Raw genomic sequence first — 13,165 nt, 5'->3', positions numbered from 1 at the left:
TTTCACCCTGCTCCGGTGGTTTTTCTTATTTTAGGGTGGAGGTACATAATCTAATGGAAAAGGGTTATTCACATAGTAGAACAAGTGAGCACCGCTTGAAGAGGAACAGAAGAAGGCTGATACTGATTGCTATAGTATTATTTGTGGCAGGCTGCATCACTTTTATTGCAATAAAGGTTTCAGATAGCAAGCCACACGCGTCGACCCAGGAGCTTGCTAAGAAGGCAGATTCTGGATCATCAAATGTTAAAGCCAGCGCAGGGGCAAAGGATAAAGCGGTCACTCCAAAAAATGACCCCGATGTAGAAGACGGTGCCTTTGTTGAGAAATATTTAAAGCAGCAAATGCTAGGGCAAATGCCCGATGGAGCTGATGGTAAAAAAGTGGCCTACTTATCCTTTGATGACGGCCCATCCGTGACGGTCACACCTCAAATATTAGACATTCTGAAAAAGCAGAAGGTCAAGGCAACCTTTTTTATTGTAGGAAAAGAAGCCGATGAAAATGAGCATACCAGGAACCTCATCAAAAGAATTGTCAAAGAAGGACACGCGATAGGAAACCATACGTACTCACATAACTATAAGTATTTATATCCGAACAGACGAGTAAATACGGATCATGTTATGCAGGAGATCGAGAGGAACAACCAGGTTCTAAAAAGGATTCTGGGGCCAGAATTCTCCACCAGAATGATCCGATTCCCCGGGGGCCACATGACATGGAACAGAAGAGATCCACAGGGAATGGCGGCTTTGGATAAAGTTTTGCTCCAAAAGGATTACCATCAGGTGGACTGGAATGTATTAACAAAGGATGCAGAGGGAAGATCCAAGAAAGCTCCCGCACTAATTAATCAGTTTATGAGGTCAGTCAAAGGCCGAGAAAAAGCGATTATACTCATGCATGACACTTATGGTAAAGAGGAAACAGCCAAAGCATTGCCGCAAATTATAGAATATCTGAAGAAACAGGGATATGAGTTTAAGGTTATGAAGTAGAATATATATGAGAAAAGGACGGGGCGCATCGCCACCGTCCTTTGTGCTATCTAGGAAATATAGTCCGCACCAATTAGATGCGCTCCGCTTCACCCATCGCCTGAATGAAAGCACCAATACCTTTGGGATCGTTAGTTATAATCGGCTCGCTGATATAGTAAGCGAAGGTACCATCACGGCGATCCTTACCACCCAGACCGCTTACTTGTACTGTTTTGTTCAGATTCACAAGTCCTTCTTCGGTAATCGTGATAAATTCATCAATAATGCCTTTACGGATGATTTCCGCCTCTTGGCGATAATGCTCAGGCAGATAGCCTTTGCGTACACCTTTGGCAATAGCATATAGAATCATGCAGGATGCAGATGCTTCCAGATAGTTGCCTTTTACATGGCCCAGGTTGAGCACCTGATAAAAGACGCCGCTTTCTTTATCGCGCACTTTCAGCAAGGCTTCCAGTGTTTCTCTTAGCATATCGATCAACACGGGACGGTCTGCATGATCTTCTGGGATGTAGTCCAGCACGTCGACGAGTGCCATGACAAACCAGCCCATTGAGCGGCCCCAGAAATTTTTGGAACAGCCTGTTTCCAGATTGCACCAATGCTGTTCCCGCTTCTCATCCCAAGCGTGGTAGAGCAGGCCCGTTTCAGGATCACGCGTATGCTTGTAGCATAGCTTGAATTGCAGGGTCACATCGTCAAACTCTGACGGGTCTCCGAATTCACGGATAAACTCAGCATAGAACGGGGCACCCATGTACAAGCCGTCAAGCCAAATTTGATACGGATAAATTTGTTTATGCCAGAATGCGCCCTCGCTTGTACGCGGATGTTTTTCCAGCTGACTGCGTAATTGGAAGGCTGCCTTTTTATAGCGTTCATCTCCTGTGGCACGATACAGAGTGAAGAGCAGCTTGCCGTTATTTACGTGGTCAATATTGTACTCATCTACTTTATAGCGCTGAATCACGCCATTTTCATCAACAAAGTGATCCATATGCTTTTTTATATATTCCATATACTTGGGATCGCCTGTCAGTTCGCCAACCCATTCCAGACCTCTGTAAATCACGCCATGGTCATATTCCCACTTTTCATAAAATTCTGGACTCCGTTCAAGCACGGAATCGCTCATACGTACAGCCCAGGATTCTGTTTTTGTAGGATTGGTTGTTGGTTGCGAAGTTGAATTTGCCATGATACAGTCACCTCTTCAGTAAAGTTTAATCTGTAATTGTTATTGCTGCTTACATAGACGGAGTGTGTGTTTTAGGATCAGCGGGTCTGTTCTTGAAGCCCACATTATTGTTGCCCCAGCACCGCTCGTAACTGAAGCCTGTCAGCTGTTCGAACACTTTGCGTGCTTCTGGCTTGGCTGATTTCATCGAGCCACCGTTTTTGAGGCGATCAATCTCTGCGATTAGCTTCTGGTGGCTGTCAATATCCAGCTTCATAACAACCGAAGCAATCATACCGATAATTGCGAGAACGATCGTACCCACCACGAGTACATAAAAGATAGCGTGCTGAGCAGAAACTGGCTGACTTTCAGCCCCGGATACAAAGCCAAAGTGCTGTAATACCCAGCCGAGAATGAAGACAACAACGGCCCGCACCATTTTTCCAGCAAAAGTCATCATACCTGCATAAATACCTTCGCGGCGGCGGCCAGTTAACGCCTCATCCACATCGGCAAGGAATGTGTACTGATTCCAAGGGATGTAGTAGACGCCACCCGTACCAAGCCCCATGAACAGTGTGATGACATATAGCCATATCATTGTGTTAGAGGCTCCTGTGAGATAGAGCAGGCCGTAACCAGCTACGCTAAAGCAAACGACGACGAGTGCGGCGATGAAAGGCATACGAAATCCTTTACGCACGCAGAATTGGATGAAGAAATAGGTAGAAATCAATTGAATGACAGAGTTAAAACTGTTCAGATTGGATACCATTTCAGAGCTTTGGAACAAGGAGAAAACAATAAAATACGTAAAAGCTGAAGTAAACAGCCACTCAGCGGAAAAGCCGCCCAGATACATCCCAAGATGGTGACGGAACGTCTTGACCCGAAAAGTGGAGGAAATATCGATAAACAACTTTTTCATGGAATCTATAAAGGAAAGCGGAGCTTCACCTTCCAGTTCCTTTTGCAGCTCCTCACTTGGACGCTCCCATGAGTTTTTGTACAAGAATGCCATGGCAATCAGCAGAATTGCTGCAAAAACGAGACCGGTGTACAAGAAAGGCAGCGGAGAGTCTTTACCGTAAGCAGCAATAAAGCGACCAGGGATAAAAGCGGCGGCAAAATTGGCGATTTTACCGAACATGGCCTTCCATCCAGTCAATCTGGAGCGTGCGCCGAAGTCTCGGGTCATCTCGGACGCTAATGCTTCATACGGCACCATGACAGAGGTATACACCAGTTCAAACAGCACGTACGTACTCAGGTAATACCAGAAGCCCAGCCCATCTATCCAAAGCATCGGATACACGAGCATCAGCGGAATCCCCAACATGATGAAAAAACGGCGTCTGCCGAATTTACGGCCTAAGCGGGTTCGGTGAAAGTTGTCGCTGATAAAGCCCATGATCGGATTGCTGACCGCATCTATGATGCTGGCAACAGAGAAGATGGCTGCGGCCTGAACAGGAGACAGTCCGCAAAAGGTTGTATAGAAGTACATTAACCATGCACCGCTAATAGCGAGCGCGCCACTTCCCAGCATGTTACCGCTTCCATAGGCAAGTGTATGTTTCAGTGTGATTTTTCGTTCCATGATCTGTTCACCTCATATTTTGTCTGGTTATGAGGACAATCACCGGTCGCTATATTATGCAGAATGGTCTAGGTTGGTAGATGGGCCAGGCGTCCTGATTAGGTGGGCTTTTACCGTGCCCCTATATTTCCGCTCGGAGTACCCGAGCCAATCAGATCGCTTCCTTTGGCCAGCTTAAGGAAATTGCCCAGCTGGATGGAACCGTCTGCACCTCGAGTGATGGAAGGCACGAGACTAACAAAGTCGTCTGCACTGGCTGCGAGACCTTTGGCATTCGTCGTTTTTTTGTTTTTCCACCAAACGTTTGAGTTATCTTGATCTGTACCGCTTGTTTTATCGCTTGCTGTTCCTTCAAAAGAAAGATTGTTAATGAACACGTGTTCACCCTTATCAAAGGCGAAATTGCTTTGCCCATTGTCCCATGAAGTATTGTTGGTCAAAGTGATGGTGCCAGGGTTGCTATTGTAAGTGAATCCGTGCTTTTTATTCTGGAAGGCAATACTGTTTTTCACTATATGGTTGACCTTAATTTTGTCTCCACCCAGTTTAAAGCCGTTGCCGTCACTGTCCGCAGTAGACGTTCCGTCGGAGGTCTGTCCGTTGTGATGAGCTACGCTGTTCAGAATGGTTACGGCACCGATAGGGCCTGTTTCCGTTTTGCTGTACAGATCCCAGCCATCGTCTACGTTGTATGCTGCCAAGCAGTTATCAAACACATTGCCTGGTCCTACAGTCAATTTGGCTGCGAAGCCATCGGCATCCTCACCATTATCGGGATCGGCGTTATCGTGAGAATAGGAGTTCAAGATCAAGTTGTTCGATGGCCACTCACTGGTGGAAGCGTTAGGAGAATAACGACCGAGCTGGAGTCCGGTATCCCGATTGTGATGGGTTTCCACATTTTCAATCCGGTTGTTGCTGCCGCCAATATAGATACCGTTATCCCCGGCACCTTTGACTTCAAGACCTTTGACCAGCCAGAAGTCTCCATTAAGCTGAAGTCCCCGATTGGCTGATCCAAAGGCCTGAGCAGAGAAATCAAGTACGGGCTTTTCACTACCGTAAGCAACCAACCCTTTGAGCGAGCCGTTATTGCCGCTATTTCCACGCTGAATTGTTATCGTTGAGGAGTAGGCATAATTACCACCGCGCAGGTAAATGGTTTTACCAGGAGCAATTTGTGTCAGTGCTGCTTCGAGTGTGGTAGGACTGGATATCGTGCCTGGATTGGACACGTTACCATTTGGTGCTACATACAAGTCGCCTGCCGCTAACGTGGTGGAAACAGCTGCTGAATCGATTGTACTAATTGCCTCATCAGTGAGTGTGGAAGCGGGGAGGTTGTTGGATGGAACATCCGCGTAAGCGGTTCCAATAAGGCAAGAAGAAGCAAGAACAAAAGAAACACCGAGTCTTAGAGCGTTAAAGCCGTTTTTTGGACGATCATTCCGTTTAAACATGTAAATTCCTCCTTATCTGAGCTCATATTTTAAAAGAAGATAGCACATATAAAAGCGGTTCATGCTGTCTTTCCATTAAAAAGCAGGACACCTCCTGGGGGGACAGATTGATCTATCATAAGTCCAAAACGCTCTAAGAAGTATATGCACAGTGTAATATATGTTAACGTTTGCATCAACAGTTTTTTATTGTTTTTTTGATATTGTGAAAAAAAGTTCACACTTTTGTTTCAACTAAAAACACCGTTTTGCCAGGCTGGGAAAATTTGATTATACTTAAACATTATACATATAATAGAAATGAAATCTGTGAGAAAAGGTGGGTTTAGCGCATGGAGACCGGGAATCATTTGGCGAGTTCAACTTCCAAGCCATTGCAGGAAAAGCGACCGCGAGTGAACAATGAGATGATCGATTGGCTTAAGGCAATTATGGTTGCCATTGTGCTCGTGTTCATTATACGTTGGCTGTTGTTTGCGCCATTTATTGTTGAGGGAGCATCTATGGAACCGAATTTCAAAACAGATGAACGAGTGGTCGTGAATAAGGTGATTTATGATTTTCGTGATCCCAAGCCAAGCGAGGTTGTTGTATTCCATGTGAGAAAGGAACAAAAGGACTTTATTAAGCGTGTTATTGGAGTGGCTGGAGATACCATTCAGTATCAAGGTGATCATCTTTATGTGAATGGTAAGAAAGTAGAGGAGCCCTACATTCAAGGAGCTATCCAAGATGCTCATGCCAAGGAAGAATTATATAATAATGTGGACTTTCCAAACGGAACTATAACTGATTCCAAGGTTCCTGAGGGGTATATCTTTGTGATGGGTGACCACCGCAACAATAGTCGGGATAGTCGTGCTATTGGTTTTGTTTCTATTAAGGATATAGTTGGACGTGCGGATGTGATCTTTTGGCCGATGGATAGCGCGCAATGGGTTAAGCATAAATAAAAGCAGAGCGCCTAAATTGGGAGGTGGTTGCTCTCTTTAGGCGCTTTTTCGAACTTATTATATGTTTTTGGTAAATGGATCAGGCAGCCTGCGCCAGTCTTGTTCCATCTCTTCAGGAGTTAGCAGTGTCTCATCCAAGGTGCGCTCGATTTCTTCCCGTTTCATATCAATACCAATAAATACGAGTTTGGTAACTCGATCCCCATGTTTTTCATCCCAATCGGGTGTTTTTTCAAAGTCATCCCCGAGATAGTATTGTCGTTCTTCTTCAGTCAGAGCTGACACCCATAGTCCAGCGCGTGCGAATTGTTTGGAGCTACCCGCCTGACTGAATGTAAAGGCAGTACGGTTTTGCGTGGCGAGCCACACCAATCCCTTGGATCGTACAACCTCAGGAGGCCATTGAGCCAGCCATTTCAATAAACGTTCGGGATGAAATGGGATTTTGCGCTTGTACACAAACGAAGCAATGCCATATTCCTCTGTCTCCGGTACATGCTCATCCTTGTTCATTTCCTGTATCCAGCCCGCAGCCTGACTAGCTGTTTCAAAATCAAAGCGATGCGTGTTTAAAATCTCCTTTGGGTCCACTCTACCGTATTCGGAACGGATGATTTTGGCGTTCGGTTGAATGCTGCGCAGCACCTTTTCCAATCGTTCGAGTTCCTCTAAGGATACCAGATCGCATTTATTAATGATTAGCACGTCACAAAATTCCACCTGCTCTATGAGCAGATCAACGATGCCACGTGCATCCTCCACCGCCACTTCCTGCCCACGATCCTTAAGGGAGTCTCTAGAGTAGAAGTCTTTCCAAAATTCTGGTGCGTTCACGACAGTGACCATTGTGTCCAATCGGGTCAGCTTGGTCAAATCAATTCCATTTTGCTCATCTACATAACTGAAGGTTTGGGCCACCGGAATGGGTTCACCTATACCTGTAGACTCAATAAGGATATAGTCAAATTTATTTTCGAGCGCCAGTCGCTCTACCTCTTCTAATAAATCTTCGCGCAAGGTGCAGCAGATGCAGCCGTTGGACATTTCCACCAGCTTCTCATCCACACGAGATAATCCTCCACCGTCACGAACGAGATCCGCATCCACATTAATCTCACTCATATCATTGACGATGACAGCTACTCGTAAGCCTTCCCGATTGTTCAGTACGTGGTTCAGCAGAGTGGTTTTGCCGGAACCGAGGTACCCACTTAGAACCGTGACCGGTATCTTCTTGTTTTTTTCCATAGTGTTTGCCAACGTAATTACTCATCCCTTTCAAAGTTTTATAAAATGTCGAATGTACAGTCGTGGTAGTAATGCATGCTAGGAAAGCAGTGTTTTTCGTTCATTCTTTAATCGTAATAATTACGAATAACAAAACAAGTTAATCATTTATGTGAGGAAATGTCAAGGAAGGTGGGACTACCTATAAGGCTAATGAGGTAACTTTTGAAGAGATGCTGAAGGCACTTGGCAAGTTTCAGGCTTAATATCCTACTGTACGCAAGTACAGACATGGACATCACGAAGACAAGAGGACTTGCGTAAGCTTTACGCAAGTCCTCTTTGGGTCATCTGTAAGGGTGTAGTTGTCTCAGCCTTTGACGGCCCCGGCTACGACGCCCTTAACAATGTATTTTTGCAGAAAGATAAATACGATAATGGAGGGCAGCACAGCCATTACCATGGCGGTCATGGCATATTGCCAGTCTGATGTATATTGCCCAACGAAGGTATAGGCGGCCAGTGTAAGCGTTTTGGTGCTGGGTGAGCCGTTAACCATGAGAAGCGGAAGCAGGAAATCGTTCCATATCCACATTACGTCGATAATAACAATGGTGGCGGTGACCGATTTTAGCAAGGGAAAGATGACGGAAAAGAATAACCGAAAGCCTGAGGCTCCGTCAATCTTGGCGCTTTCGTCAATTTCAACCGGAATGCCTTTCACGAATCCGTGGTAAATAAATACTGCCAGTGGGGCTCCGAACCCCCAGTACAGCAGGCCAAGCCCCCAAGTGCTGTCTGCCAAATTCAAGTCTTTTGCCAGTCGCAAAACGGTCAGCATAATAGACTGGAACGGAATCAGCATCGGCATGATGCACAGCATGTAAATGGCAGAGCTCCACTTGCTTTTCGTCCGTGCCAGCTTATAGGCAGCGATGGAGGATATCAGCACAATCCCTGCCAGTCCGAGCACAGTAATAATCGTGTTATTCAGAAATAAGCGAGGATAGTCAATGAACTTCCATACGTATACGTAGTTATCCAGCGAAAGCTGCTTGGGCAGCGCAATGACGTCGGTCATGACTTCGGCGAAGCTTTTGAACGAATTGTTAATGGCGAGAAACAGCGGGTACAAAAATAGCAGTGATAATACAATCATGCCCGCTTCCAGCAAAATACGTCCCGTACGACTGCGTTGCATCAGGCCTCAACCTCCCTGCGTTTGAAAATAGACAATTGAATAATCGTAATGACCAGCACGGCAACGAATAAAATCAAGGCTTTGGCTGTTCCGTAGCCATACAGATTGTTCTGGAACGTATCTCGGTAAATATCATACGCAATGCTGTATGTCGTACCTCCTGGCCCACCGCCAGTCAACGATAAAATGACGTCGAACACCTTGATCGAGTTAGTCAGCGCCATAAAGACCGAGATCGTAATCGAGGGCGCAAGCATCGGTAAAATAATACTGAAAAATCTCCGAATCGGCCCTGCTCCATCGACGATGGCAGCCTCTTTTAGATCCTCAGGTACAGATTGCAGGCCTGCAATATAAATGACCATGTAAAAGCCAATGGATTGCCAGATGGATACCGCCAGAATGGAAATAAATGCGAGCCCTTCCTCGCCTAGCCAACTGAGCTGGAAGATGCCCCAGCCTGTACTGTGTCCCAGTGACTCAAAGCCTTGCATAAAGATAAATTTCCATATAAATCCAACAATGACGAGGCTGAGGATATAAGGAATAAAGAAAGCCGCGCGTAGCCAGGCCGAGCTTTTGAGCTTCATATCGAGGACGAGCGCCAGCAAAATGGCTAGCACGTTCACCAGTACAATGTACAAAATGGCGTATTTCACCGTAAACCAGGCTGCATGTGCAAAGTTGGCGTCTCCGAGCAGGATTTGCTTGAAGTTATCTAGACCCACGAATTTCGGATGTTTGGATATGCCGTTCCACTTGGTTAGGGAATAACGTATCGTCATCAAAAACGGAATATAAAATGCAATTGTAATGCACAAGATTACAGGCAGTGTGAATAAACCAAATTCCAGCTTACTGCCCTTGTCGCCCCTTGTTCCCCTTTTTTTCAGCATAACGCACCTCTTTTTCTCAGCATTTTCCGGTCTTTCGCTCCAAGCTGTTTAAGATATAATGAAAGTATAGGATAGCCCCTAGGGCCGGACCAATGGATTTAAGAAAACAGTTGAGGGTAAAAATGTGTACGCTTTCAAAAGGGGCGGTTATCATGATGTCAGGGTATATAGGAACAATTCTTCGTTCCATGTGGAGGCGAATTACGCAAAAATTAGTGAACAAGCTCATTCTGCTTTTTACTTCGGTAATTATTCTGGTGGTGGGCTCACTCACGATTATTTCCTATCAGATGATTGAAAAGGAGTCGGTCAATCATAGCATCGCCAGCACGACGAATAATCTGCTGCTGGTCAATCAGAATTTGGAGGATTACTTGGAGGGGATGCAGCAGTTGGCCCTTCCACAGCTTCGCTATAACGATATCATGAACGCGATTGCTAATGAGAATCGGGACTACGCTGCACGAATGGTCATTGAAAATTACTTGCGCAACATGTTTTATTCCCGCAATGATCTGGAAGCGATCTATCTGTATGTGGCGGATCGCCATCAATACTACGTGGTAACTAGGGAGACGTACAATATCACGGTACGCAAAGGAATAAACACGGATATCCCCAAGCTTCCCTGGTATAAAGAGGCGATGGCCAGCACCGCTAATGAAGCTTTTCAATCCTTTGTCGGGTCCCGCTCTGATATGGGCTATGTGGCGCCCCAAGCCAGCTTTATGGCTTATCATCGAGTGCTGAGATCGATCGCATCCCGTCACCCGCAGGCGGTGTTGTCCTTCTATTACAATACAAGCGCTATTGATGAAATCATGCAGAATATCCCACTGGGCGAGGGGGACCAACTGATGCTGCTCAGCCCTGAACGGGTTCCCTTTTATGTGAATAGCCTTCCGTTGTATGAACGAATGCGTAATTCTGGAGTATTGGCTCAGATTGGAGAGGAAAGAAACGGGCGAGTAACGTGGTCAGATCGCAGTGGCAACCAGGAGTATTTGGTCGTTTATGATGCTGGTGAAAAGAACGGGTGGCAGCTCATCAAGCCTATTCCGTACCGCCAAATTTATGAGGCAGCTACAACCACACGGAATTGGAGCTATGTGATCGGGGCTTTATTTTTAGGGGTGTCTATTATTTTAGTCACGCTGACCTCGAACGCCATTACCCGGCCTTTAGATAAGCTATCTACCCACATGAAACGGTTTAGTACCGGAGATTTTGGGGCAAGGGCTCCTGTGAAGGGGAATGATGAGATTGCATATTTGTCGCTGCATTTTAACGAAATGGTCCAAAGAACCGAAGAACTTATTAATGAGCGCTACCGCATGAAGCTGGTCGAAAAGAATGCTATACTCAAGGCGCTGGAGGCTGAAATTAATCCCCATTTTCTGTATAATGCCTTACAAGCCATATCCACGCAGGCACTAAAGCGCAAGATGTTCGACATGGCGGATATGGTGGATGCTTTGGCCCAAACTTTGCGGTATTCCATTAACGGCAAGGATATCGTAGCTGCCCGCGAGGAACTCAAGCATATTGAACGGTATATAGGTCTGCAAAAGGCTAGATTCGGGACGAGACTTCGGGTCGAAGTGATATGGGAGGACACGTTGATGGAGCTGCCGATTCCGAGGCTTTCCGTGCAGACGCTGGTAGAAAACTCCATTAAGCATGCGCTGGAAAAAGTATCGAGCGACATTCTGATCGTCATTTCGGCCGAGTCGGGTGCTACAGACGCTACAATTGCAGTCAGGGACAACGGACCTGGATTTTCAGAGGGCAAGCTGAAAATGGTACTGGATTCGTTCCATGAAAAATGGGAAGACCGGGAGAGCGAGCATATTGGCCTAAAAAATCTGAACACACGGTTGAAGCTTTTGTATGGAGATCAGGCAGGATTATTCATACTTACGGATGAAACGGGAACAGAATTGAGAATGCAAATTCCCCGGGGAGGAAGTATCCATGTATAACGTATTGATTATTGATGATGAAGAACCGTTACGCGAAGCCATTCGCATTGTTGGAGACTGGGATCGTCTGGGCATTGAGCATATTTATGAGGCGACGAATGGAAGGTTGGGGATGGAACTGCTCGGTCAGCACCCTATCGATGTGGTGATGGTCGATATGAAAATGCCGGAGATGAACGGTATCGAATTTCTCCGTGTGATCGAAAAGGCGTATCCCCATCTGCTGACCATTGTTATTAGTGGCTACAACGATTTTGAATTTACGCGACAAGCGATTCAATCGCGGGTGGTGGACTATCTGCTCAAACCTATCAACCGCCAGGATCTGAATCAGGCTCTGTGCAAGGCGGTGGACATTCTGGAAAGCCGGAAGCAAAGCCAAGACGAATTCATCAACCAGAGCATTACGCTGAATATGTCACTACCGAAGCTGAAAGAGAAGCTGTATGTATCCATTTTGGATGGCAGTTTCAAAAGGCAGGCCAATACCGCGTTGCTCCCACTAATTGGAGCGGATCGGCTGGAGAACCGCTTTGGCGTGATCGTGCTGCGGCTACTGAACAGGGATGAGATTCGCAGGACTCGTTTTCATGGCGATGTCGATCTGATGGATTTTGCGGTAACTAATGTATTAGCGCAGACATCAGATGAACGGTTGCGTTGTTTTAGCTTCCCTCATCCGCGACGGGAACGAGAGGTCGTTTCGATCTGCACTCTGGCCCCAGGACCAGAAGAGCATATGTCCCTTCTACTGGCACAGGTAGCACAGAAGGCGGTTGCGAACCTGCACGGGCTGTTCAGTATGGTGGTAGCAGCCGGAGTGGGCAAGCTCTGTACAGACGTAGTAGAACTGGCTTCTGCTTATAGGGATGCCAAGGTCCTCATTCACAGCACGGATGTGTTGAAGTTGGAGGGGGAATCTATACTCCATACGGTGCCCCGGCAAATGGGTGCGTCAGAGGAAGTGCCATGGACGGATCGGCTGTTGTCGATCCAAAAGGATGCTCAGACCGGTCAGGCAAACCGGGCAAAGGTACTGCTGGGCGATCTGTTGAAACAATTGGCAGCGAGCTCTGTTTTTCGTTTGCAGGATGCGGATCGATTGCTGCGGGAGTTCCACTTTTTACTGAGAGAAGCCGCGATTGAGCTGGGTACGCCTGTGTCAGCGCCTAATCAGGAGGGAACTTTGGGGGAACTGGGGCGCGTGGCTGAGGGTAATCTGTCTGCTGATTTTACGAGCTTTGCCGACTATAGCCAGAGATTACACCGAATGCTGGAGCTTTACATTGCCGGGGTCCAACATGCGCAAGCGGGGAACCAGCCCTTTGATATTACAGAGATCAAGAAGTACATCGACCGCTACTATTTTGAAGATATTAAAATCTCGTTTTTTGCCGAAACCTATTTTTTGAGTCGGGAATATTTGATGAAGTTGTTCAAACAACAATTTGGTTACGGTATTCACGAATATGTACAGAAGGTGAGAATGGACAAGGCAAAGGAACTGCTGGGTGACTCCAGTCTGAAAATTCAGGAGATTTCCGATATGCTCGGTTACAAGGACAAAAACTATTTTAGCAAGGCTTTTCGCAATTATTATCAGGTATCACCGTCGGAATATCGCGTGAGCCTGCAATAAACTACTTTTTTACCCTTAACGCT

Annotated in this window: 10 protein-coding genes; 4 read left to right on the top strand and 6 right to left on the bottom strand. The window is 46.3% G+C overall.

The annotated features are described in order from the left end of the window. The first annotated feature begins 53 nt into the window (after positions 1-53). Positions 54-1,001, top strand: a complete 948-nt coding sequence (locus ABEW32_RS02255; RefSeq protein ID WP_430184310.1) for a polysaccharide deacetylase family protein — start codon at positions 54-56, stop codon at positions 999-1,001. Positions 1,002-1,074: 73 nt separating this feature from the next. Here the strand turns inward: ABEW32_RS02255 and ABEW32_RS02250 are convergent, their stop codons facing one another. From ABEW32_RS02250 to ABEW32_RS02240, 3 genes are all read right to left on the bottom strand, one after another. Further along, positions 1,075-2,202 (bottom strand): glycoside hydrolase family 88/105 protein, encoded by a 1,128-nt coding sequence (locus ABEW32_RS02250; RefSeq protein WP_430184308.1) that lies wholly within the window; start codon positions 2,200-2,202, stop codon positions 1,075-1,077. A 49-nt stretch (positions 2,203-2,251) separates the two neighbouring features. Further along, positions 2,252-3,784: an MFS transporter gene (locus tag ABEW32_RS02245; protein ID WP_430184306.1), complete on the bottom strand. Its 1,533-nt coding sequence runs from the start codon at positions 3,782-3,784 to the stop codon at positions 2,252-2,254. A gap of 110 nt (positions 3,785-3,894) precedes the next feature. Beyond that, entirely contained in the window at positions 3,895-5,244 is a 1,350-nt protein-coding gene (locus tag ABEW32_RS02240; protein ID WP_430184304.1) for a right-handed parallel beta-helix repeat-containing protein, read from the bottom strand. Between the two features lie 332 nt (positions 5,245-5,576). Between ABEW32_RS02240 and lepB the strand changes: the two genes are divergently transcribed. Next, a complete protein-coding gene (lepB, locus tag ABEW32_RS02235) occupies positions 5,577-6,197 on the top strand; it encodes a signal peptidase I (protein WP_430184302.1) in 621 nt (206 codons plus the stop codon). Between the two features lie 57 nt (positions 6,198-6,254). Here lepB and ABEW32_RS02230 read toward each other — a convergent pair whose 3' ends face one another. From ABEW32_RS02230 to ABEW32_RS02220, 3 genes are all read right to left on the bottom strand, one after another. Further along, on the bottom strand, positions 6,255-7,457 hold the full coding sequence (locus ABEW32_RS02230) for a GTP-binding protein (protein WP_430184300.1): 1,203 nt from the start codon (positions 7,455-7,457) through the stop codon (positions 6,255-6,257). A 337-nt stretch (positions 7,458-7,794) separates the two neighbouring features. Then, positions 7,795-8,625, bottom strand: coding sequence for a carbohydrate ABC transporter permease (locus tag ABEW32_RS02225; RefSeq protein ID WP_013373701.1), 831 nt, complete (start codon positions 8,623-8,625; stop codon positions 7,795-7,797). Then, positions 8,625-9,521 carry a carbohydrate ABC transporter permease gene (locus ABEW32_RS02220; protein ID WP_149034743.1) on the bottom strand — a complete coding sequence of 299 codons (897 nt, stop codon included), beginning with the start codon at positions 9,519-9,521 and terminating at the stop codon, positions 8,625-8,627. The genes ABEW32_RS02225 and ABEW32_RS02220 overlap by 1 nt, the downstream gene beginning before the upstream one ends. Positions 9,522-9,643: 122 nt before the next feature. On the opposite strand from ABEW32_RS02220, the gene ABEW32_RS02215 reads away from it, so the two are divergent. Together ABEW32_RS02215 and ABEW32_RS02210 are read left to right on the top strand one after the other, a co-directional pair. Further along, a complete protein-coding gene (locus ABEW32_RS02215) occupies positions 9,644-11,503 on the top strand; it encodes a cache domain-containing sensor histidine kinase (RefSeq protein ID WP_430184298.1) in 1,860 nt (619 codons plus the stop codon). After that, positions 11,496-13,142, top strand: coding sequence for a response regulator transcription factor (locus ABEW32_RS02210; protein ID WP_430184296.1), 1,647 nt, complete (start codon positions 11,496-11,498; stop codon positions 13,140-13,142). The genes ABEW32_RS02215 and ABEW32_RS02210 overlap by 8 nt, the downstream gene beginning before the upstream one ends. Positions 13,143-13,165 lie beyond the last annotated feature (23 nt).

Source organism: Paenibacillus jamilae, from assembly GCF_050482105.1.
In the GTDB taxonomy this organism is placed as follows: domain Bacteria; phylum Bacillota; class Bacilli; order Paenibacillales; family Paenibacillaceae; genus Paenibacillus; species Paenibacillus jamilae_B.
Note: the sequence above shows the minus strand (reverse complement) of the source record. Positions and strands in the feature narration are given on the sequence as shown.